Genomic DNA, 22,226 nt, shown 5'->3' on the forward strand with positions numbered 1-22,226 from the left:
TGCTTTGTTATTTTGAACCAACTGCGGTCATCGCGAAAACACCGTGTTCGAGCATCAATCCTTCGACTTCGCGCAGGCTGACATTGAAGCGGACATAGAGCCAGATCGCACGCGCAATAATCTCGATTGGGGTAAGGCGAACCAAGTGCGCCCTCAGAAACAACCATCACCGCCCTTGCCGGGAAAGCTGCTCGTCGCGATGTGGAAATATGTGACGGCGGCCGTTGAAATCGAGGTTTCCGTCACCAGGACCGTTGAACGAGATCTTACCCCGACATCTCATCCCTCGATGTCTGATCAGCCTCGGCGGATCGAGAAGGCCAACCCAGATCCGAGCTGGCTTTCACGCCGGATCAAAGACGGACCTCGCCGTTTGGGCCTATGCAGTGGCTGCCGCGGCGATCAGGTCGCCAGCCTCACGCGGCCGGCAGCACCCTGATCGGGATGTCGTCGTCCTCGTCGCCGCGCTCGAAGGCCATTTGGTCGGCGAGCTGGCGGAGTTGGTTGAAGTCGGCCGGGCCGTCGAAGGAGGTACCGCCGAGGCGGATGGCGACGGAAAGCGGCGCGCCGTCGGCACTGAAGGTGGCCGCAGAAACGCCTGTGCGGATGCGGGTGCCGATGTCGAGGGCGTTCTCGACCGTGGCGCCAGGCAGGAAAATGCCGAGTTCGTTGATCGCAAGCCGCGCTACGAGATCGTCACGACGAACCGAGGACTGGATGATCGAGGCAAGCGATTGCATCACGGTATCGGCCCATTGAGGCCCGTAGCGGCGGCCGATATCGTCGAGCGTATCGACGATGACAGCGAGAACGATACCACCGGTATCGGTGGCGGCATGCTTGCGCCGGTCGATAAAGTGCTCGACGGCCGCGGCGAAGGCAGTGCCGTTCAGCGTCTTCGTCACGCTGTCGTAGCGCGCCGCCTGGGTGACATTTTCCTGCATCTTGCGGATGGTGCTGTTGTTGAGCTGCAAGACAAAAAGCAGCGGACAGGTCACAAATGCGGAAATAAGTGCTGCACCGACAAATCCGACCAAAAATGGTCGATCCGGCATCAATAAGTTTAATATAAGTAAAAGACCAACGGAACAGACCACGGCGCATAGCGCGCCGAGCGTGGCCCTCCGCAGGGCTTTGAAAATGGTGGCGGAGGGATGTCGCTGTTGTAGAATCATATCGGAGTTATACCCGTTCTTGATACTGTGTCAGCTAAACATGGGGCGGGAAAAGCCAGCTTAAGAAATCCAGTAAAATTTGTTGCTTCGCAGGGTTGTTTTCACGAACTAACTGTCTTCGAACACATATCCGGAACCGTTGTTTGCGCTTGGTGCTGGGTTTCCGACAGAACCTCAGCGCTTTATCCCGGTCCATGGTCCTGCGCATGTCTCATCTTGTCTAGCGGTATTGGTTTAGCAGAGGACTGTCGATTCAGAGGATTGGTCACTCGCAGGCCCGGCCCTGGCAAACCTGGCCAAAATAACTGCCTCTCCGCAATCATTTGGAACGAGACATAGAAGCTCTCCTTCGTCGCTCGGATATCGCCTGTTCAATACCGAAGTCGCGCCAGTCCAACTGGACACATTAGACACCAAGTTTATGAGGATTCTTCCTCATGAAATTAGGAGAACCGGGTGAGTGAGGAAATCAAGCGATCGGCCGCGAAGGTGCCTGATCTCTCTCAGGACCGGGAAATAGTCGAGAATCGATGTCAGCTGCTATCAGTGAAACACGGTGCTTCACTCTTCAGACGGGTTTGACGCCAATTCGCTGACAACGACCTCTCGCAGTCCCTGTCGCAAGGCTGCGACCTTCGGGGCGCCGTTCAAATGTTCGAATTCCCGTTGTGCCTGCTGCCAAAGCGGAGCTGCCTTCTCGTGCAGGCGCCTGCCTTCATCGGTCAACTCGACGAGACGAAAACGACCATCAGTAGGCGACGGCTTTATCGCCACGAAGCCGTCGCGTTCCAGGAATCCCACCATCTTTCCCATCGCAGTCCGCTCGATATCGAGCCGTTCGGCCAGGGCGTTGACCGCAGCGCTCTCAACCTCGTCGAGAGCCGCCAGCGTCAGGAATTGCGTGATGCGCAAACCAACGGGTTCGAGATGGCTGTCGTAGAAACGAGAAATCTGCCGGCTGGCTTTTCTTACCGCAAAGCAGTTGCATTGATCTATTCCGAGCGGTTGGCCTGCTGACAACATCTCTCTTCCTTTCAGTTTTTCTTGCCCACTGAAGCCATCATCGGCGAAGTGAAGGACCTTCGCCGATGATGGCTTGCCAGTAGACTGCCAGACTTGTCGTTTCCAGCGTTTAGATCAACCCTGCCGGCGGCGTGATATAGCCGGGCATCTCGGCTGCAAGCGTGCTTTTGAGCAGCGCCGTGCCCTCGTCGGCCATGATCTCACTCTTGCCGGCGGCAAGTGCGTCATAGGTCTTGCGTACGACGTCCTGCGGGCTGGACTTCGGCACGTCGATGCCGTTGGTCAAATCCGTGTCCACGAAGCCGACATGCAGCCCGAGGACCTCGATGCCACGGTCCCGGAGATGAAAGCGAAGCTGGTTCGTGTAGCTCCACGCCGCTGCCTTCGATGCGGCATAGGGCGTGAGATAGGGACGCGGCAGCCATACGATGTCGGACAGGACATTGATGATACCGGCATTGGGTTTGGACGACAGGATCTGTTCGAAGGCCTGCGTGACGCGGGCCATGCCATAATAGTTGATATCGAACAATTGCTTCGACTGTGCTTCGAAATCACTGGCAAGTGGTCCGTCGATCAAGGCGGCGGTGCCGGCATTGTTTATAAGCAGCGTTGTATCGCTCGCGATTGCGGCGGCAGCGGCAACCGACGCCGGGTCCGTGACGTCGATCCTGACGGGTATGATGCCCGGCTCATCGAAACCGCTCGGGTTGCGCATGCCGGCGTAAATCTTCGCGGCTCCGCGGTCGCGTGCCTCTCGCGCGAAAGCAAGGCCGAGGCCGCGATTGGCTCCGGTAATGAAAACGGTGGCGTTGGTGATATCCATGACGCAATATCTTTCCTAAAGCGCGGGCCAGGCATTTGACGTTCGACACTGCGCCCACGAAGGTTGAGTTCAAAGAAAAAGGTCTTCTCGCAACTGTTTGGAAAGTGTCTCTCGCAGATGAGCTGCGAGTGACAACAACGGACCAAGGGGGCTCATCCGCACGCTGACGTGGGGCACCGTCCCGTCGGCATTGTGGTCGACGACGACAACGGCGCTCAGGCTCTCTCCGTTCGTCAGAACGGCCTCATATTCGAGAAACAGCCGCGAGCCGACGGTCTCAAGAAATGTCGGTTTCTGTGACGCGTAGAAGGTCCCGACCGTGTCGACGACCAGGCGGATCGTGTCGCGCCCTTTAATGGTGCCGCGCAGCACCGAGCTGGTCAATTCAGCCTCCTCGGTGAGGTCATCGAGAAAGGGGTGACGTGTGTCTTTCGCACTCGACATGGTTCAATCTCCAGCTTGATTTCAGGATGCTTTAGCGAAGGCGGCGCGATTATTGGCGATGAATTGCTCGACCGAGAGGGCCGGCTTGCCGGTGATCTTCTCGACGGCATCGTTGGCACCTGCGAAGATGCCGTCGCGATAATTTTGGGCAACTTCAACTAGGTGCTGCACAAGGAAAGAAGGAAACTTGTAGAGGTTTTCCATCTTGTCCTTGAAGACCTCGATCGACGTCGGCGCGTATTCGATCCTGGCGCCAAGCACATCGCTCATCGCAGCGGCGATTTCAGCGTGATTCAGTTCGATCGGGCCGGTGAGCGTGTAGGTCTTGCCCCCGTGGCCTTTCGGATTGGCCAGGATATGGGCGATGACACGGCCCTGGTCGTCGGTCGCGATCGGCGCATGACGGCCATTCTCGAACGGAAACTCGATCTTCTTCGTGGCCCATATCTCCCTGGCAAAATGCGGATAAACAAGCCAGTCGGCGAAGAAGGTCGGGCGAAGATGCGTGGTCGGAACACCGGACCAGTCGAAGACCCGTTCGGAAAACCAATGGTCCTGTGCCGCGTGGCTCGCCGATTCGCGTCGTGCCGAAATCTGCGACATGTTGACGATTGCCTTAACGCCCGCTTCCTTTGCCGCCTGCGCGAAATATGCGGCGGCCCCGATGATGCCGGGTGCGATCGGATGAAGGAAATAGGCCGACGTGATGTCTTCCATCGCGGCTCTAATGTCATCGATGTCCGTGAAATCGCCCACGGCGATATCGACTCCACGCTGCCTCAATGCCGCAGCCCGGTCGTCATCGGAGCGCACGTAGGCGCGTATTGATTTTCCCATCTTCAGCAATTCGTCGATCGCGGCACCTCCGGTCCGTCCGGTTGCGCCGCTGACGAGAATGGTTGCTTCGCTCATGGTCTCTTCCTTTCCTGTTTCGGAGCATCTGCTTACTATTCCAAATAAGAGCATATGCTCTCATATTCAAGAGAGCATATGCCTCTAATTTGGTCGCACGCGTTCATTGAGACTTTGCAGGTTTGCCCTAAGCGATGCTTCGCCCAGCATGGCGCACGACGAGCAGTTATTCTCGGAGGAACGCCAAAATATCGGCGTTCAGTTCCTCCGCATTGACGGTCAACAAGCCGTGCGAATAACCGGAATAGACCTTGAGGCGACCATGCTTGAGCAGCTTTACCGAGAGCGGCGCCGAATCCTCGTAGGGGACGATCTGGTCGTCCGTGCCGTGCAACACTAGCGTCGGCACGTCGATCATCTTGAGGTCAGCGGTGAAATCTGTCTCGGAAAACGCTTTGATACAATCGTAGTGCGCTTTCGCTCCGCCCATCATTCCCTGGCGCCACCAGTTATCGACGACGCCGGGGATAAGCTTGGCGTCCGGCCGGTTGAATCCGTAGAAGGGGCCACTCGGCAGGTCGCGGTAGAGCTGAGCGCGATTGGCCGCCAGTGCTGCGCGTATGCCGTCGAACACACTCAACGGCAGTCCGCCAGGGTTGTTTTCTGTCTTCACCATAATTGGGGGGACGGCCCCAGCCAGCACCGCTTTCGCAACACGCCCCTTGCCATGGCGAGCAACGTATCGCGTCACTTCTCCTCCGCCCGTCGAGTGGCCGATGTGGACCGCATCCCGCAGATCAAAGGCCTCGACCAGCTCCGCGACATCGGCGGCATAGGTGTCCATATCGTTTCCGCCATCCGTCTGTGTGGAACGGCCGTGACCGCGTCGGTCATGGGCGATCACTCGATAGCCCTTCTCGCGGAAGAAGAGCATTTGTGTATCCCAATCATCCGCCGACAACGGCCATCCGTGGTGGAAAACGATCGGCTGACCCGCTCCCCAATCCTTGAAGAAGAGTTCGGTGCCATCCCGTAATTTAAGAATACCCATGTTGATCTCCGTTCATGCGCCTCAGCGGTTGATGATATGTGATAATGAATATTCAGCGGGTAGCGGGCGACAGCTCGTTGATCGCGGCTCAGCTTTGCCAGGACGAGTGGCGAATGACGGTGCAGAAGTTGCCAGGGTGAAAACTGTGATCCTTCTCGGCGATGACGTCGGCTTTGACGTTGCCGAAGGTCGTTTCCGGTTTGTGTTTGATACCGTCGTAGAAGGCTTGGATGATGTCCTCCTTGAAATGAATGGTGCGAGGGTGCGCCTTCACGATCGCTTCGCGCTGGGCATCGGAAAATTCGTGATAGGTCAGACCAAGAACATCCATCTCGACGCCGGCAGTCACAAGGGCGACGACCGGATGCATGAACTCGGGAATACCGAGCGTCGTGTGTAGCGCAATCGCGGTCCAGACCAGATCGATATCGGCTTTGGAGATGCCGCGGCCTTTGAGGAACTCGCGGGCGACATCGGCACCGTCGACCTCGAAGCGCTTGTCTGAACTGCTGTGTTCATGCAGCAGCCCCATGTCGTGAAACATCGCTCCGGCATAGAGGAGTTCGCGATCAAACTTCAGATCGCGCCTCACGCCGGAGAGTGCTCCGAAATAGTAGACGCGGCTCGAGTGATGAAAGAGGAGCGGAGGTGCCGTGGTGCGAACCAGTTCCGTGATCTCCTGTGCAAGCTTGCTGTCAGGGATCGAAATACCTTCGACATTGAACGACATGCGCAGTCACCTCTCGGTTGGCGGTTCAGACGTCTTGGTCGTGGTCTATTGTGCGGCGCCTCTTTCGGGACCTGCAGTCCTCCTAATGGTTTCGGGGCCTGCACTCGTTAAATGGTAGAGATGTGATGGGATGAGGTCTGGTAGGAAGGCGCCCGAATTGGTATCAATCAACCGAGATCGCTTTTGATCGTGATTGGTGGCTCGCATTTCCTTTGCGCGGCAATGCGCAGAGAGCGAGATCGGGAAAATTCCAAGGGAATATTGACAAGATTGGAGGTCCGCGTGCTCGCCGATCGGGTGTCCTTGGCGATTAGAAAGGGATACAAGATCCCGCTGCCTCCGACTGTGGTTGCTCGGATTGCTGGCGCGTCGGAAATTGCGTTTTCGCACTTCAAGAACCTCGAGCCTCGGCTTGGCCTGTCTGTGCCATCTCCCCGCGAGGAGGCGTTCGTCTTCAATATCCCATTGGCGCCCGCACGCTATCCGATCGTCTCTATCGATGGCAGGCGACAATCCGTCATTCAGGATCCGGGAAAAGCCTACTTATTTGACCTAACATCGAGAAACGAAGTCAGCCTGGACACGAGTTATGACAGCATACGCATTCATCTGCCACAAACCACCATCGATAGCATGGCCTATGAAAGAGGCCTTCCCCGAGTCGGAGGTCTCAGGGCCAGTTGCCTCGGGCAAGATGATGTCATCCTTTATCGCCTCGCTCTAACTGTATTGCCGGCCATACTCAATTCAGTGCCGGTCACCACAGCATTTATGGAGTACATTGCTTTAGCGCTGCATGATCATGTCATTTATACTTATGGCAATATTCAAAGAGGCGCCAGCTCGACGGGTGGGCTGACGCCGTGGCAAGCCCGCCGTGCTTGCGACTATATCGAGGCAAATCTCGCTGACGACCTTTCAATTGCTGAGCTTGGTCGGGAGTGCGGTATCTCCGCCAGCTATTTCGCGCGAGCCTTTAGGGTCACGTTCGGCATGACGCCTCATCAGTGGATCACAAGAAGGAGGATCGAACTGGCGAAGTCGCTGATGGCCCAAGCCACCGAAAGCCTGGCCGGGATCGCCATCACGTGCGGGTTCGTCGACCAAAGTCATTTGGGCCGGCATTTCCTCAGGCTGGAGGGTATCAGTCCCGCCCAATGGCGCCGGCGGCGGCACATCGGGCAGGGGGCAACAGAATAATTCAAGCCCGCTAGGCCTTATAAGGCCGCAACTCACCAGCCTCGTTCCGGTTCAGCCCGTGTGCCTTCAGGAAATCATGATTCTCGGCCTGATATCGTTGGCTTACAAGGAGCGAATGATGCGCCCCCCGCTCCGAATTCCATCAAGAGCAAAAAGTAACCTATTCAAGTCTTTGGTGTTTCTTTCCATTGTTATCGAGTTGATGGCTAACCTCTCACCGCGCGCTATACCCCCCATCAGCCATGAGGATGTGTCCGGTGACAAATGATGCGTTCGATCCTGCGAGATAGACGATCACATCGGCGATCTCGCTGGGTTCTGCCCAGCGTCCAAGGGGGTGAGCGCTCTTGATGGCTGCTTCTCCGGCTTTCGGATCCTCCAATCCCTCGAGGTATCGTGTCAGGAATGGCGTGTTGATGGAGCCGGCGCCCACGGCGTTGACGCGAATACCTTTCGGCGCATAGTCGATTGCCATCTGTCGAACGAGCTGCAACAGAGCGCCTTTGGCCGCGCAGTATGCGGCTTGTTCGGGGAGGCCCACGACGCTTGAGATCGAGCCGGTCGCGACGATCGAGCCGGACTGCCTTTCGATCATGGCGGGGAGGGCTCGTCTTGCCATCAGGAAGAACGCCTTGGCATTCGCATTCATGACGCTGTCCCATTCCTCCTCGCTGGTGTCGTGCACTGATTTCGAGATGATGAAGCCTGCATTGTTGATCAGGATATCGACCGGGCCGAAAGCATGTTCCGCCCGGTTGAAAATTCGTTCGACATCATCCGATCGTGTAACATCCGCCACGACGGCGACGATGCAACCCGGCGCGAGGTTTTCGAGATCTTGCACTGATGATGTGATGTCGGTCGCGCAGATGCGTGCGCCTTGTTCCAATAGTTTCACCACGACCTCGCGGCCGACGCCGCCGGCGGCGCCTGAAACCACGACGACTTGTTCAGCGAAGGATGAGCTCATTTGTTTGGTTCCTTTAGTGAAGCTTACAGATTGGGTGGTCACGATCGAGACGGCCTATGTCGTCGCCGGGCGAGCCATCGCCCTGGTTTGCAGGAAGACGGCATAGAGGCTCTGGGTAGCGCAGATGAACAGGCGGTTTTTCCTGGCGCCTCCGAAGACGACGTTGGCGGTCGTTTCCGGGATGCGGATCTTGCCTAGCAATTCCCCTCCGTTGCTCAGGCAATGCACTCCGTCGGCCGCGCTCACCCAGATGTTTCCTTTTTCATCGAGGCGCATGCCGTCGTAGATGCCCTGATTGCAGGCCGCGAGAATCCGGTCGTTACCCAGCGTCTTGCCGTCCGGGGCGACGTCAAATTCGCGAATATGTCTGGGGCCGTCGGCGCTATGGGTCGCGCCACTGTCGGCAATGTAGAGCTTCGTCTCATCGTGATTGAAGGCAAGGCCGTTGGGCTTGACCAAATCGTCCGCAACGATCGAGACGTGGCCATCAGCGGGATCGACGCGGTAGACATTGGAGCTGCCGATCTCCGACGGGCTTCGATGTCCTTCGTAGTCGCTGTCGATGCCATAGGTCGGGTCCGTGAACCAGATGGAGCCATCGGACTTTACGACGACATCGTTCGGTGAATTCAACCGTTTGCCCTGGTAGTGCGATGCGAGGACAGTCACGGAGCCGTCATGCTCGACGCGTGAGACGCGGCGCTCCCCGTGTTCGCATGCGATCAGTCGGCCTTCGCGGTCGATGGTATGTCCATTCTGAAATCCGCAGGGGTTCTCGAATATCGAAACGGAATTGTCCGTCTCATCCCACCGCATAAGCCGATCATTGGGTATGTCCGAAAAGAGCAAGTAACGGCCTGCGGCGAAATAAACCGGCCCCTCGAGCCATCGACCGCCGGTCCACAGCTTCTCGACATGAACGTTCGGAAGGATCAGGCCTCGAAAACGGTCGTCATGAATTTCAAAAGCGTCGGAAAACATCTGCCCCTCCCAGGCTCCTCGCAAATGGCTGACTGCCTCGTCGCTCTCCCTGAGTATCTTCCGCAAAGCATAATGCAGATTATCTACAATCTGCAAGCCATGCGAAGCGACCTGTCGCGAAAAAGCTTGGGGCCATCGTCGTAACGCAGCAGTTGGAAGGAGACAACGAAGCTTCATCCCCCTGTTACGAGAACTGGGTCTGCGATGCCGTACATGGGTCTAAATGTTGGTCTTGGTGATTTGAAATTGCCTGCACCGGATCGTAGGTGGCGTAATTTTTCAAACCAATTCATGTGGTTATTGACAATCTTCCCTCATCGCGGATTCGTGTGTTGACGGATTGTAGATAATCTGCAAACTTAAATGCACTTGAATGGGAGCATCCAATGCGCGACCAGAATGAAGAAAACTTCCGCCAATCCATGCGACGCCTCGCGGCCACCGTTTGCGTCATCTCCTGTCAGAACGAGGGGGTACGGCATGGCATCACCGTGACTTCGGTGACGTCGCTATGCTTTTCGCCCCTTTCTATCCTCGTATGCATCAATCAGAAGGCTTCGGTGCTGGCCCCGCTGCACAAGGAAAAGCGCTACTGCATCAATCTTCTGCAGGCTTCGCAGGTCGAAATCTCACGGCGTTTCAGCGGCGGTGTTCCCGCAAGCGAGCGTTTCCTCGATGGCGGCTGGGAGCTTGAGGGCGGAATTCCTTATCTCGCCGATGCCCAGGCCAATCTCTTCTGCGAGATCGATAGGGCCTACAGCTATTCAACGCACGACATCATCATCGGCAGGGTGAGCAATTCGCGCTTCGCTGCCGAGGTTTCGCCACTGATCTATCAGGATGGCCTCTACGCGATCGGCGCTCCGATCCCTCTTTCGAATGCGGCTTGAACGGTCGCAGAGCCATTGGCGCTCTGGCGCCCCAGAAATGTTTTTAGGAGAATGACATGCAACTCGGCTTGTTCAGCCTTATGACCTTGCGCGACCATCCCGATGGTGCCGTCGGCGTCATGCGCGATACGAAGAAGATGGTCCAGACCGCCGAGGAGTTGGACTTCGACATCGCCTGGTTTGCCGAGCACCACTTCGCCAACTATTCCAGCTCGCCGTCACCGCTGATGATGTGCTCCTACGCGGCTGGCTGGACAAAGAAGATCAAGCTTGGGCCGGGTGTCATCGTGCTGCCGCTCTACAATCCGCTGCGCGTTGCCCAGGAGATCGCGGTTGCCGATACGCAGACAGAGGGACGCCTGGTCGTTGGCATGGGAACCGGCTACCAGCAATATGAATTCGACCGCTACGGCGCCGCCATCGAAGACAAGGTCGACGTCTTCCTCGAATATTGGGACGTCATCGAGAAGGCATTGGTCGACGGCGAGGTCGAATATCAGGGCAGGTTTTTCAGCGTTCCCAAGACGAGTTTCGCGGTCAGCACGCAACAAAAACCGCTGCCGCCGATCTTCGTAACGACGTCGCATCCCAAGCTGCTCGACAGGTTCAAGAAATGGAATGCGACGCCTTTCATTGCGGCAAGTACCCTGGGTTCGCCCGTATTGTACAAAATGGGAGACGGGCTCAACAAGGCATGGGAATCCATCGGCGAGAACCCGCTGAAGAAGCCGCTGGCGATCATGCAATATGTCAACATCACCGACAGCCGCAGCGAAGCGCTCGCTGTCGGCGAGCGTGCCCGCTATGTCGGTCGCATGGCTCACCATCTTCGACAGGCCGAGCTGCCGGTCGACGACAAGGGTTACATCCGCGACGAACCCTATGATGGCGAATATACGCTCGATCAATACGCCGACAACATGGTGGTCGGCGACCCGCATATGGTTGCGGAAAAGATGATCGCCGATATCAAGCGGCTTAATCCCACCAACTACACGTGCAACTTTTCCTTCGGATGCATGCCGATTGAAAAGGCGCACAATTCGATCATGCGGTTCAAAAAGGAAGTCGTGCCGCTGATCGAGAAGGAGCTCGGTCCTATCGGATCGATTGGCCACGAAGCAAGCCAGCAGAGAAAGGCCAGCTAAAGAATGCGTACGGGTATAAAGCCCGACCGCGATCATGACAGCATAACCTAAAAACAAGGGGAACTACGATGAAAGCAAAATTCAGCCTCATTCTTGCGAGTCTCGGTCTTGCGACACTGGCCTTTGCCGGTCCTTCGCATGCGCAATCGGCACTCGACAATATCGTCAACAGCAAGAAGCTGCGCTGCGGCATCATGCTCGACAGCCCACCCGCTGGTTATCGCGATCAGAACAACCAGCCTGACGGTTATGACGTTACCTACTGTAAGGATATGGCAAAGGCACTTGGTGCGGAGCCGGAAATCGTTGAGACGCCTTCGCCGGATCGTATCCCGGCTCTCGTTTCGAACCGCATCGATGTCTTGATCGCCTCCACGACACCGACACCGGCGCGCGCGCTGACGGTAGCCTTTACCCAGCCCTACACAAACAACATCATGACCGTGGTGACACGCAAGGACACGGGTATCACCCAATATTCCGATCTTGCATCCAAGAAGCTCGGCGGTGTTGTCGGCACCACGCCGGAGCAGCTTTTCAAAGAAGAGCTCGCGAAAGGTTGGCAGGGCTCTGGTGCCACCTATACCGGTTATGCCAGCGATGCCGAGAGCTATCTCGCTTTGCAGCAGGGCAAGATCGATGCCATTCTGATCTCCGCTGGTGTGTTCAAAGCGCTGTCGGAAAGCGGCCAGTTCCCCGAATTCGTTGCTTCGGGAATAGCGCCTCTCGCCGATTTCGGTTCGATCGCTGTACGCCGCGACGACCAGCAGTTCCTCAACTGGGCGCGTGTGTTCGTTTTTAATCAGGTCGCGAGCGGTCGCTGGGCAGAAGTCTACCATAAGTACTATGGCAATGGGCCACTTCCGCCACTGACGTCTCAAGGCATCAACTTTTAACATAGCGTCCGTGCCGGCAGGCTATCTTGCCGGCACTCGCATGGAGTGATTGCATGAACGGCTATCAGTTCTATTGGTCCATCGTCTGGGATGCGCTTCCGCTTCTTTTGGCCGGTGCTTGGGTAACCATTCAGATCACCATCCTCGCCTTCGTTATCGGCACGGTAATCGCGATGCCCATGGCCGTGGCGCGCCAACATGGCGAGGGATGGGCCTACCGCTTCTCGACCGGATGGGTGGAGCTGTCGCGTAACACGCCGGCGGTCTTCCAGCTCTATCTTTTCTATTTCGGACTGGGCGCCTTCCACATCAATATTCCCAGCTACGCCGCCCTCCTGATCTCGGTATCCTTCAACAATGCCGGCTATATGACGGAAATCTTCAGGGGCGGGCTGGTCGCGATCCCAAGACAGCAACTTTCCGCTTCACGCTCGCTGGGCATGACCAGCCCCCAGAGCTTCATTCATGTGATCTTTCCGCAGATGTTTAAGGTCATTTTTCCCGCCTATGTCACGCAAGGCATCTGGGGCATGTTGAACACGTCGCTGGGTATGCTGGTCGGACTGCAGGAGCTTTCAGGCGCCACGCAGTACGCGCAATCAACCTCCTTCCGGACGTTCGAGTTCTTTTTGGTCACTGCGCTGATCTACTACCTCATCGCCAAGGCGCTGCAGATTTCATCGCAACTGGCCTTTCGGCTTATCTATAGGAGCTGAGCGTGCAGTTCTCTTTTGCAAATCAAGGCCTTGTATGGTCGGATGCCTATTTCTTGGCCGAGGGGGTGTTCAACACCATCCGGCTCGCCGCTGCAGCAACCGTTGTCGGCACTCTTGGGGGTATCGTCCTCGGCTGGTTACGTGCGGTGTCCTTAACCGCGAGGATTGCCACGGCTCCATACATCGACATCCTCCGTAGCGTGCCGATGATTATCCAATTGATATTGGCTAACAGCTTTCTGTCGATCCTGGGCTTTGGAGCATCGCCCTTCTGGTTCGGTACCATTGCACTTGGTGCCTGGATGTCGGCGGTAACTGCCGAGGTGGTCCGTGCGGGCCTTCTTTCGGTTCCCATTCAGTATCGCAGGAGCGCTCGTTCGCTGGGAATGAATGGTCTCCAGGAGCTGCTATACATTTCGATGCCGTTGGCGTTCAGGACGGCCCTTACCCCATGGATTGGGCTTGTTCTCAGCCTGATCAAGGACAGCGCACTGGCGGGTGTTGTCGGCTATGTCGAGTATATGCGCTCGACCCAGATACTCATCACCAGGACACACGAGACCTGGTTGCTTCTGATCGGAGCGGGACTTTTCTATTTCATTATCTGCTACCCGGTGTCGCGATACAGCCGCCGCCTCGAAGGAAGGATCGTCGTATGATCGAAATCAGGAACGTGCGAAAGACTTTTGGGCCGCTGACCGTACTTAAAGGAATAAGCCTTGACGTCAGCAAGGGCGAGCTACTTTGCCTAATCGGTGCCAGCGGCTCAGGGAAATCGACGCTGTTGCAGTGCATCAATGGACTTGAGCCGATACAGGGCGGTGAGATTGTTGTTGATGGAGTGAGCGTCCATGACCCGAAGACCAACATCAATAAGCTGCGTCGCAAGCTGGGCATTGTTTTCCAGCAATACAACGCATTCCCTCATTTGACGGCTCTGGAAAACGTCGCATTGGCTCCAAGAGTCGTTGCGAAGCGCAGCCGCAAGGAAGCAAGAGCGCTCGCGCTTAAGCACCTTCAGCATGTGGGCCTGGGCGATAAGTCGGACAGCCTTCCGTCGCGCATGTCCGGTGGTCAGCAGCAGCGCCTTGCCATCGCACGTGCGCTCGCAATGGAGCCCTCTTACATGCTTTTCGACGAAGTGACGTCGGCGCTTGATCCTGAACTCGTCGGTGAGGTTCTGGAAACGATGCGCCTGCTCAAGTCGGAAGGCATGACCATGGTGGTCGTCACGCACGACATCAACTTCGCGCGAGAATCGGCCGATCGCGTCGCATTCCTGCACCAGGGGGAGGTCTGTGAACTCGGCACGGCCGAACAGGTCATTGACGATCCTCAGATGGAACAGACTCAGAAGTTTCTGCGCCGCGAGAAGCGGCCGGCCGGCGGCTGCAAGATGTCGGCCGCGTAGCCCTCGCGCCAAGCTAAACACAAAGGAGCATTCAAATGATCTCGTTCGACCTTTCCGGACGTACAGCCCTCATTACGGGCGGGGCATCCGGTATCGGCCTGGAAGCAGCACGCCTCATCGCCAGCAGCGGTGCGATGGTTGCAATCAACTTTCTTCCCGATGATCCGCGTGGACCGGCAGCAATCGAAGCCTTGCAAAAAGAAAGGTTCAAGGTTGTCGCGGCGCCCGGCGACGTCGGCAATGCCGAGAGTGCGAAGGACATGGTGTTGAAGGCGATCGCCGATCTCGGCCGTCTCGATCTCCTCGTCAACAATGCAGGGACGCCCGGAGTTCGCCATCCTATTCCGATCACCGATCTGGACTCGATTACCGAAGAGCTGTGGGCAAATCTTTTGAACGTGAATTTCATGAGCGTCTTCCGCTGCTCCAAGGCGGCCGCACCGGCTTTGAAAGAAGCGCAGGGGTCGATCGTCAACACGGCTTCCATCGCCGGGCTCGGCGCCGTTGCGAGCACTATCGCCTATAGCGGCTCGAAAGCAGCTGTCATCAACCTGACGAAGAACCTTGCCCGTTCGCTTGCGCCTGACGTGCGGGTAAATTCGGTTGCGCCGGGCGCAGTCGACAGTTCGTGGGGCATCGAATGGTCTGAGGAGCGCCGTCAGGCGACGATTGCCGCAACGCCGATGAAACGGCTCGCGACTCCGGCCGAAGTCGCCGAACTCATCGTCTATCTCGGCTTTGCCGCGAAGATGACGACAGGTCAGACAATCGCGATCGACGGCGGTATCTCGATCTAAGCATTCGTTCCCGGAACTCTACCGAATTCAAGTGAGGAAATCTTCAGTGACGGAAATCGTAAAGGTCAAGTCGGGCAGCATTTTAGAGGACAAGGAGGGTTACTCCCGCATCGTGGCGGTCGGGGACTGGATTTTCATGTCGTTGACCGCAGGACGCGATTACAAGACCCGGGCAATGCCAGACACGGCAGTCGAACAGGCCAGGCAAGCGATGAAAAACGTCGAGGGCGCGCTTGAGGCCGTTGGCGCCTCGCTCGCCGACGTCGTCCGGCGGCGGATTTTCATTCCGCGGCAGGAAGACGTTGCTGATGTCATGGCCTATATGGGCGAGAAGTTTCGCGGCATCGATCCGGCAAGCTGCGTGAGCTGCGGCCCGCTCGGCGGCCCGGAATATCTGTTTGAAATCGAAATCACGGCCTATCGGGGCGCGGGAGCCCAACCGGCCAGGCAAATCTCGATCTCATTATGATTTTACGGGCTCGCGCCTTCTCATCCGAACAGCGCAGGCCCGTAATTTGTCTCATCTTTTGTATATAATCGACAAAAGCAAGCCGATACATTATGACGCTCTGCAATTGAAGCGAGGGCATCATGGCTAGAACCGGTTCAAATCCAGTCATCACTCCTATGAGCACAATGGAGGCGACGCAGTTTGCTGCAGAGCAGATTCGCAAAGCCATCATAGAGGGTCATTTCAAACCCGGAGACCGCCTAATCGAGCAGCAATTGACGGACATGCTTGACGTTTCACGTCATCCGGTCCGCGAAGCACTGAGGCTGCTTGCCCGCGAGGGTTTCGTCGAACTCAAGCGCAACAAGGGCGCTTCTGTCAGCGCGGTGGAGGCCGATAGCGTAACGGAAGTCTATAATATTCGCGTTGCGCTTGGAAAGCTTGCCCTCGATTATCTCATGGCGACCGAGGACCGATTGTCCGTCACGGATCTGAAGCGCCTGGAAAAGCTGGCAAACAACGCCGTCCGCTTGGCCGAACTGGAAAGCCAGGAAGAGACCGTTCACAACGATCTCGAATTCCAACAGGCAATTATCGATGCAACCGGTCTTCAGAGGACGATACGCTATTTCTCCGAACTGACCGGCGATGTTCGCCGGTTCAACAATCTCCTGGGCGTTGTCTATACGGATCGCAGGGGTGATGCGGAGAGTTATGTCATGAAGCTGTTCGAGGCCATTCGTGACCGAAACCTTCGTGAAGCGCATGCCATCTGGCAGGCCAAATTTGCTAAGGCGGCGGAACGTTATCTCTCGATCATCGAGCGCGGGAACTCCGATGGCGCGAGCAAGGCGATATGAGGCCGTCGTTTGGATGATATCTGTTTTGCATGATCAGCTTACGGTTGAGAAAATTCCATATCATCGTTAGGTCGCCGCGGCATTGAAATTGCTGGTCGATGGTTCAAATCTCATCAATGGCATAGTGGATATGGCACTGGCTGATGACTTATCCGGCGGCAAGGTTTTGACAAAGAAGCTCCGTGAGAGCGTCGATAACAAGCGTCATCCATCTGTGCGGTTCGCCGGCGGAATCGTATTTCCGATTGGCTTGCCTCCTGCTGCAGCTCCGGCCATCGCGGTAAATAAAACATATTATTTTAATATGATGTATTGCTAATGTAATTGCTTTTATATACCCTCTGAAATTGTAAAATTCACATGAATTCTCCTTTTTCGTGCTGCTTTATGGCACCGGAAAGGACGCGCGAGAGCGTGTCTTAATGCACTGACAGGAACGTCATCATAGGCAATTGGGGGTGCCGCATGACTTTTTCGTTGCAGGGACGCTGGACTTACAGAAGCTATCGTAATGATCCAGCGCTCATTGGAGACAATGCGCAAAAGGCGCTTCAGAATATCTTCGGCGAGGGCGTGTTTACGCTTGCCGTCTCCGGCGGCAAGGTGAGCGGCGCACTGGATATGGGCTCGGGCTACTTTCTTGATCTCACTGGAACCGTGGTGCCGGTCGAGGGCGGAGAGGCAAGAATTGCTGTCAAGATGGTGGGTGTCGGGCGGTCGGGAACACCAACCGCGGGTTGGCAATATGATTATCACGGCACCGATGCCTTTACCTGGCCGAGCGGTATCAATCAGGTTCCAGCCTTTGTCGGCTCGGTCATTCGCGCGAAGCCGCATAACGGCTCTCCAGCCGGCTATGTCGCTTCGTTCATAGCCGTCAGGCAGGCCTGATCGCGAAGCCATTTCATTTGAGTATTGACGTCACCGGCTCATTCGCCGTGCCCGTCTTAACGGGGGCGAGGGAGCAGGATGAAGGCATTGTCGCGGCGACTTGGCGCCACGAATTCTGGGGATTCGACCGATATAGGGGAGGCACGCGATGTCGGTGAACAGGATGGTGAGTGGGACTATTTGGCGAAATGGCTTGGCGATATCGGTGGCCCTTGCGGCATGCAGCCTATCGATGCCGGCTTTCGGTCAACAGGCGGAACCGCTTTTTTCCAACCCTCCGGTCTTGGAGGAAACCCGGCCTGGCGCGGCGCCGATGAGCCGGTTCAAAAAATCGCAGGCGGCGGTGACGACCTCGGGCCGCAGGCAGCTCGACCTGACCGTGAAGTTTGTCGAAAACGGGATCTACAATCCGGCGACCGGCCGCGTCGACAAGGTCAGGCTTCGTGGTTATACCGGCGCTGGTGTCAATCCGAACGCACCTTATGTCGCGCCGGTCATCGAGGCCGCGCCCGGCGAGAGGATCACGGTCGCGCTCCACAACGAGCTTCCCGATGATGGCAGCTGTGCCGGGCATGGCGACGCCAATCAGCCGCACTGCTTCAACGGCACGAACCTGCACTCTCATGGCCTTTGGGTCAGCCCGACCGGCAACAGCGACAACGTCCTGATCTCGATCAATCCCGGCAAGAGCTTCACCTATTTCTACGATCTGCCAGACGAGCATCCCGCCGGTACCTTCTGGTATCACTCGCACCGGCACGGCTCGACCGCACTTCAGGTATCCAGCGGCATGGCCGGCGCTCTGATAGTGCGCGGCAATCGCCCGCCGACACAGAATGCCAATGGCGATCTCGATACCCTGTTGAAGAACGCCGACGGCAAGCCAATGCAAGAGCAGTTGCTCGTTTTCCAGCAGATTCAATATGCCTGCTTCGATGCGAAAGGCCAGATCAAGACGCGGGTGGTGGACGGCAAGGTCGTTGCCTGGATCTGCGATCCGGGGGATGTAGGCGAGGTGCGCAACTACGACCAATTCGGACCTGGCACCTGGGGAGAGTCCGGGCGTTATACGACCATCAACGGGCTGGTCCAGCCTCGCTTCCAGTCGAAGACCGGGCAGGTTGAACGTTGGCGAATGATTCACGGTGGTGTGCGTGAAACCATCACCGTCGCCTTCCGTCCGCTCCGTGTCGGCGCGCCTGCTTATCGGGCGACTACGGCTGAAGCGGCAGCCGATTACATCAGGCAGAATTGCGCCGGGGAGGCTATCCCATATCATATCGTTGCGGCGGATGGGTTGACGACGGCGGTTGCCCGTTCCACGCAAACCGCGACGCTGCAGCCGGGATATCGCTTTGATGCACTCGTCATGTTCCCGACGGCAGGCGATTATTGTGTCGTCAACGAGCCGTTGCCCGGCACCGCGAGCGTGACGCGCGCCGATCAGGACCGGCAACTGCTTGCCACCGTGTCGGTCACGGCTGGAACGCCGGTCCGCAATATCGATGCGGCCCTGACTGATACGCTCGTCGCGGCTGCACAGCGTACGATGCCCACCGATGTGAGGGCCGCCGTCATCGCCGATCTCAAAGACGGCCTCAAGCTGACCCGCTTCGTGCCGCACCCGGACGTCACCGACGACGAAATCACCGGGACGCAGGAACTGGTCTTCTTCATCGACCTGAGCGGCAATGTCGCGAAGTTCGAGGTCGGCAACAAATCCTTCGACCCGAAGAATTTCGATCCGGCGACATTCAAGCCGCGCTCGTATGATCCCAATTATGTCGATCGTGCCTTGCCGCTGGGTGGCGTCGAGGAATGGACTCTGCAATCGGCCTTCGTCGGCCATCCGTTCCACATTCACGTCAATCCTTTCCAGATCGTGGAAATCCTCGATCCGAACGGCGTCGACGTCAGCGCGCCGGGAGGAATCGATCGGGCCGGCGGGACCGTCGATCCGCAATATCCCGGCCTGAAGGGTGTGTGGAAGGATACGCTCTGGGTGAAGAGCCTGATCAGCAATCCTGCCGATTTCCCCGCAAAGCTTGCCTCGTCGACGTACAAGATCAAGATCCGCACCCGATATCAGCGCTTCATCGGCGAATATGTCCTGCATTGCCACATCCTGGATCATGAAGATCAGGGGATGATGCAGAATGTCTGCATCGAACTGCCCAATGGCGGCGGCGGAGCGAATTGTGCACGGCTGCTGCGCCCGACCGACGGTCAGCAGCCGGCCTCCATGCAACATTGATCCCAGCCACGAACAGTCTTTGAACCCAAGGGAGAGTAAGATGAGCATCACACGCAGATCTGTCATTGTTCAGGGCGGTGTTATCGGGGCGGGCCTGCTCGCCAGCGGATTGCCGGGCATGAAGGCGTTCGCCCAGATACCGCCGGTTCCCTGGCGGCGTTCTCTTCAGGGATTGGCCTGGAACGATCCGATCGTGGCCACCTATCGCGATGCGGTGCGTATCCTCAAGGCCATGCCCACCAGCGAGAAGTTCAACTGGATCAAGCTCTCGGAAATCCACGGCAGTGATGCCGGAGTCAAATATTGCCCGCATGGCAATTGGTATTTCCTACCGTGGCACAGAGCCTATACGGCGATGTATGAACGCATTGTCCGGCATGTAACCAAGAACAACGATTTCGCCATGCCGTTCTGGGATTGGACCGCCAATCCTTACCTGCCCGAAGTGTTCACCATGCAAAAGACGCCCGACGGCAAGGACAACCCTCTTTACGTGTCGTCGCGCACCTGGCCGATCAAGCAACCGATGCCGGACAATATCGTCGGGCCGGGGGTTCTCAATACCATCCTGACGGCGACGCCATACGAGGTTTTCGGTTCCACCCGCCCCGCCGGGCAGAACTCACTCGATCCCTCTTGGGTCATCACCAGCACCGGTACGCAGGGCACCCTGGAATACACGCCGCACAACCAGGTGCATAACAACATCGGCGGCTTCATGCCGACATGGTCGTCGCCTCGCGATCCGATCTTCTTCATGCATCACGGCAACATCGACCGCATCTGGGCGACTTGGAATCTGCGCCACGTCAACAGCGCGGACCGGCTCTGGACCGATATGCAATTCACCGACAATTTCTACAATGTCGACGGTCAGTTCTGGTCCCCGAAAGTCTCCGAACTCTATGTTCCAGAGGAACTCGGATACACCTATGGTTTCCGAAACTATTTCAAGGTGGCGGCGGCGAGCGCCAAGACCCTGGCCCTCAACGATAAGCTCACCTCCGTGATAGCGGCGACGGCAACCGACGCCGCAATCGCCGGCGTGACGACCACCTCGACGGACAACAGCAAGGCGGCAACGGAAAATGATCCGCTTTCGCTGGCGGTCAAGATCCCGACGGGCGCTCTGCAGGATATCATCAGCCAGCCGCCGCTGCCCTCCGGCATGGATACCATGGACTTTGGGGCTGCACAGGAGCAGGCGGCTTCCGCTCCTCGTGTCCTGGCGTTTCTTCGGGATGTCGAAATCACCAGCGCAAGTACGACGAGCGTTCATGTTTTCCTCGGCAAGAACGAACTGAGGGCCGATACGCCGGTCACCGATCCGCATTATGTCGGCTCTTTCGCCGTGCTTGGACATAACGGCGATCATCATGGTGGCGGCCATCACCCGTTGCCATCCTTCGTCCTCGACCTCACGGACGCCATCCAGCGGGTTTATGGTGCAAGAGGGCAGGCGGATGGCGAGGCCATCGACCTTCAATTCGTTCCAGTCGGAGCGGGGGCGGCCAAACCCGGCACGGTGAAACCCGCGAAGCTAGAAATAGCCATAGTGTCCGCCTAACATTCGGACCGGGCAGAGTTGTGGAGACATCGATGCGCTATCATCGTTGGGGGCTGATCGCTATTTGCGCGATGGCGTTCACGATGCTGCGCATCGGTGGCCCGGTCCAAGCCAGTGGGAGCGACATGCAGGCGACGGTCGGCAAGCCGGTAACGATAGCCATCGCGGGCGTGGCGGAGCACGCTCCGGTCGATGGCGGCAAACGAATTATCATGACCGTCAACGCATACGAACCGTCGAAATCGGGGCCTGTCACGATAGTTGTTTCTGTGCGCTGCGGCGAGGCGCTGCGGGAAATCGGCCGTTTTGGCATTTTCCCGAACGACGCATTCTCCGTGTCGCACGGAAGCAACCCTCAGCGGTTCGGCTTTCCGCTGCCCGACGAACCGAGTTGCCGGCAACCGCAAACAGTCGAAATTGCTCTCGAGCCTCAAACGGGCGATGGGGCGGGTGCCAGTATCACGATCGGTAGCGCAGGCATCGAATAGCGGGGTTTGCCACCGCTCGGCGCTTAATAGGGATTCTCCTCTTTTTGAATGGTTCGCTGACCGCTAGCGGTCAAGCTGCTATGGGCCGGCATGCGGACGAAATCGAGTGATGAGACCATGGCAAGAAGCGGAGCGGTCAGGCTTGCAATATTCGTCGGCTGGTCCGCGCCGCAGCGGGGTACATGCAAATCATTGCGCAAAATGGATATTCGGTTCGCAAGATGAACTTCTGATGTGCCTGGATGCGAGCCCCACGCAAGGTCTGGGCCATAGCTCAGGATCTATCTTCGCAATGTAGCGGATCGACCAAAAATGTTCAGAAGCCATGCTATTCGTACAGGTGCACTTACAAACAGAGAGAGCATCGATCTCTGTCAACGAGTCTTCTATCATGCCTGCGCCCAGAAGCGAGTTCTGACGAAGCAGGAACGTCAGGCTCTTGCCGTCTCCATTATTCACGATTTTTGCGAAGGCTTGACGGATGAGCATGATCTGCGACGTGCATACGTTGATTTTCGGAGTAAGGGTGTCGCTACGCCCCTGATAGCGACCAAACGCGGATGCGCGCATGAGCCTGCTTTGCATTGCGTTGACTGACCGCATTT

General features: G+C 57.1%; 25 protein-coding genes. 16 read left to right on the plus strand and 9 right to left on the minus strand.

Going from position 1 to position 22,226, the window contains the following annotated elements:
• Nucleotides 1-43: 43 nt before the first annotated feature.
• Complete coding sequence (locus ABOK31_RS24220) at nucleotides 44-439, plus strand: hypothetical protein (RefSeq protein WP_349961356.1); 396 nt, start codon at nucleotides 44-46, stop codon at nucleotides 437-439.
• On the opposite strand, the gene ABOK31_RS24225 is transcribed toward ABOK31_RS24220, so the two are convergent.
• From ABOK31_RS24225 to ABOK31_RS24255, 7 genes are all read right to left on the minus strand, one after another.
• Nucleotides 417-1,037 carry a diguanylate cyclase gene (locus ABOK31_RS24225; protein WP_234910372.1) on the minus strand — a complete coding sequence of 207 codons (621 nt, stop codon included), beginning with the start codon at nucleotides 1,035-1,037 and terminating at the stop codon, nucleotides 417-419. The genes ABOK31_RS24220 and ABOK31_RS24225 overlap by 23 nt on opposite strands.
• A 699-nt stretch (nucleotides 1,038-1,736) precedes the next feature.
• Entirely contained in the window at nucleotides 1,737-2,198 is a 462-nt protein-coding gene (locus ABOK31_RS24230) for a MarR family transcriptional regulator (RefSeq protein ID WP_349959188.1), read from the minus strand.
• Nucleotides 2,199-2,307: 109 nt separating this feature from the next.
• Nucleotides 2,308-3,024: an SDR family oxidoreductase gene (locus tag ABOK31_RS24235; protein ID WP_349959189.1), complete on the minus strand. Its 717-nt coding sequence runs from the start codon at nucleotides 3,022-3,024 to the stop codon at nucleotides 2,308-2,310.
• A gap of 69 nt (nucleotides 3,025-3,093) precedes the next feature.
• On the minus strand, nucleotides 3,094-3,468 hold the full coding sequence (locus ABOK31_RS24240) for a hypothetical protein (RefSeq protein WP_349959191.1): 375 nt from the start codon (nucleotides 3,466-3,468) through the stop codon (nucleotides 3,094-3,096).
• Nucleotides 3,469-3,489: 21 nt separating this feature from the next.
• A complete protein-coding gene (locus tag ABOK31_RS24245) occupies nucleotides 3,490-4,380 on the minus strand; it encodes an NmrA family NAD(P)-binding protein (protein WP_349959193.1) in 891 nt (296 codons plus the stop codon).
• A gap of 166 nt (nucleotides 4,381-4,546) precedes the next feature.
• Nucleotides 4,547-5,371, minus strand: coding sequence for an alpha/beta hydrolase (locus tag ABOK31_RS24250; protein ID WP_349959195.1), 825 nt, complete (start codon nucleotides 5,369-5,371; stop codon nucleotides 4,547-4,549).
• An 88-nt stretch (nucleotides 5,372-5,459) separates the two neighbouring features.
• Nucleotides 5,460-6,101: an HD domain-containing protein gene (locus tag ABOK31_RS24255; RefSeq protein ID WP_349959197.1), complete on the minus strand. Its 642-nt coding sequence runs from the start codon at nucleotides 6,099-6,101 to the stop codon at nucleotides 5,460-5,462.
• Nucleotides 6,102-6,383: 282 nt separating this feature from the next.
• On the opposite strand from ABOK31_RS24255, the gene ABOK31_RS24260 reads away from it, so the two are divergent.
• Nucleotides 6,384-7,301 carry an AraC family transcriptional regulator gene (locus ABOK31_RS24260; RefSeq protein ID WP_349959198.1) on the plus strand — a complete coding sequence of 306 codons (918 nt, stop codon included), beginning with the start codon at nucleotides 6,384-6,386 and terminating at the stop codon, nucleotides 7,299-7,301.
• A 214-nt stretch (nucleotides 7,302-7,515) separates the two neighbouring features.
• Here ABOK31_RS24260 and ABOK31_RS24265 read toward each other — a convergent pair whose 3' ends face one another.
• Both ABOK31_RS24265 and ABOK31_RS24270 read right to left on the minus strand, forming a co-directional pair.
• Nucleotides 7,516-8,271 carry an SDR family oxidoreductase gene (locus ABOK31_RS24265; RefSeq protein ID WP_349959199.1) on the minus strand — a complete coding sequence of 252 codons (756 nt, stop codon included), beginning with the start codon at nucleotides 8,269-8,271 and terminating at the stop codon, nucleotides 7,516-7,518.
• A gap of 54 nt (nucleotides 8,272-8,325) precedes the next feature.
• Entirely contained in the window at nucleotides 8,326-9,252 is a 927-nt protein-coding gene (locus ABOK31_RS24270; protein ID WP_349959201.1) for an SMP-30/gluconolactonase/LRE family protein, read from the minus strand.
• A 386-nt stretch (nucleotides 9,253-9,638) separates the two neighbouring features.
• Here ABOK31_RS24270 and ABOK31_RS24275 point away from each other — a divergent pair, with 386 nt between their 5' ends.
• The 14 genes from ABOK31_RS24275 to ABOK31_RS24340 all read left to right on the plus strand — a co-directional run bounded on the left by ABOK31_RS24275 (nucleotide 9,639) and on the right by ABOK31_RS24340 (nucleotide 21,621).
• The gene (locus tag ABOK31_RS24275) at nucleotides 9,639-10,142 is read left to right on the plus strand and encodes a flavin reductase family protein (protein WP_174182297.1); all 504 of its coding nucleotides are present in this window, start codon (nucleotides 9,639-9,641) and stop codon (nucleotides 10,140-10,142) included.
• A 56-nt stretch (nucleotides 10,143-10,198) separates the two neighbouring features.
• Nucleotides 10,199-11,290 (plus strand): LLM class flavin-dependent oxidoreductase, encoded by a 1,092-nt coding sequence (locus tag ABOK31_RS24280; RefSeq protein ID WP_174182300.1) that lies wholly within the window; start codon nucleotides 10,199-10,201, stop codon nucleotides 11,288-11,290.
• A 68-nt stretch (nucleotides 11,291-11,358) separates the two neighbouring features.
• The gene (locus ABOK31_RS24285; RefSeq protein WP_349959204.1) at nucleotides 11,359-12,186 is read left to right on the plus strand and encodes a transporter substrate-binding domain-containing protein; all 828 of its coding nucleotides are present in this window, start codon (nucleotides 11,359-11,361) and stop codon (nucleotides 12,184-12,186) included.
• Between the two features lie 53 nt (nucleotides 12,187-12,239).
• Complete coding sequence (locus ABOK31_RS24290) at nucleotides 12,240-12,902, plus strand: amino acid ABC transporter permease (RefSeq protein ID WP_174182304.1); 663 nt, start codon at nucleotides 12,240-12,242, stop codon at nucleotides 12,900-12,902.
• A 2-nt stretch (nucleotides 12,903-12,904) separates the two neighbouring features.
• The gene (locus ABOK31_RS24295) at nucleotides 12,905-13,561 is read left to right on the plus strand and encodes an amino acid ABC transporter permease (protein ID WP_349959206.1); all 657 of its coding nucleotides are present in this window, start codon (nucleotides 12,905-12,907) and stop codon (nucleotides 13,559-13,561) included.
• Nucleotides 13,558-14,313, plus strand: a complete 756-nt coding sequence (locus ABOK31_RS24300) for an amino acid ABC transporter ATP-binding protein (protein ID WP_174182308.1) — start codon at nucleotides 13,558-13,560, stop codon at nucleotides 14,311-14,313. The genes ABOK31_RS24295 and ABOK31_RS24300 overlap by 4 nt, the downstream gene beginning before the upstream one ends.
• A gap of 35 nt (nucleotides 14,314-14,348) precedes the next feature.
• A complete protein-coding gene (locus tag ABOK31_RS24305; RefSeq protein ID WP_349959208.1) occupies nucleotides 14,349-15,110 on the plus strand; it encodes an SDR family oxidoreductase in 762 nt (253 codons plus the stop codon).
• A gap of 46 nt (nucleotides 15,111-15,156) precedes the next feature.
• Nucleotides 15,157-15,579, plus strand: coding sequence for a Rid family hydrolase (locus ABOK31_RS24310; protein WP_174182311.1), 423 nt, complete (start codon nucleotides 15,157-15,159; stop codon nucleotides 15,577-15,579).
• Between the two features lie 167 nt (nucleotides 15,580-15,746).
• On the plus strand, nucleotides 15,747-16,421 hold the full coding sequence (locus ABOK31_RS24315) for a GntR family transcriptional regulator (protein ID WP_349961276.1): 675 nt from the start codon (nucleotides 15,747-15,749) through the stop codon (nucleotides 16,419-16,421).
• An 82-nt stretch (nucleotides 16,422-16,503) separates the two neighbouring features.
• Nucleotides 16,504-16,740, plus strand: coding sequence for a hypothetical protein (locus tag ABOK31_RS24320; protein ID WP_174182312.1), 237 nt, complete (start codon nucleotides 16,504-16,506; stop codon nucleotides 16,738-16,740).
• Nucleotides 16,741-16,886: 146 nt separating this feature from the next.
• Nucleotides 16,887-17,312: a hypothetical protein gene (locus tag ABOK31_RS24325; RefSeq protein ID WP_174182313.1), complete on the plus strand. Its 426-nt coding sequence runs from the start codon at nucleotides 16,887-16,889 to the stop codon at nucleotides 17,310-17,312.
• Between the two features lie 313 nt (nucleotides 17,313-17,625).
• Nucleotides 17,626-19,566 (plus strand): multicopper oxidase domain-containing protein, encoded by a 1,941-nt coding sequence (locus ABOK31_RS24330; RefSeq protein ID WP_349959211.1) that lies wholly within the window; start codon nucleotides 17,626-17,628, stop codon nucleotides 19,564-19,566.
• A gap of 40 nt (nucleotides 19,567-19,606) precedes the next feature.
• Nucleotides 19,607-21,133, plus strand: a complete 1,527-nt coding sequence (locus ABOK31_RS24335) for a tyrosinase family protein (RefSeq protein ID WP_349959213.1) — start codon at nucleotides 19,607-19,609, stop codon at nucleotides 21,131-21,133.
• Between the two features lie 32 nt (nucleotides 21,134-21,165).
• The gene (locus ABOK31_RS24340) at nucleotides 21,166-21,621 is read left to right on the plus strand and encodes a hypothetical protein (protein ID WP_349959214.1); all 456 of its coding nucleotides are present in this window, start codon (nucleotides 21,166-21,168) and stop codon (nucleotides 21,619-21,621) included.
• Nucleotides 21,622-22,226 lie beyond the last annotated feature (605 nt).

It is taken from the genome of Rhizobium sp. ZPR4 (genome assembly GCF_040215725.1).
GTDB classification, from domain to species: Bacteria; Pseudomonadota; Alphaproteobacteria; order Rhizobiales; family Rhizobiaceae; genus Rhizobium; species Rhizobium rhizogenes_D.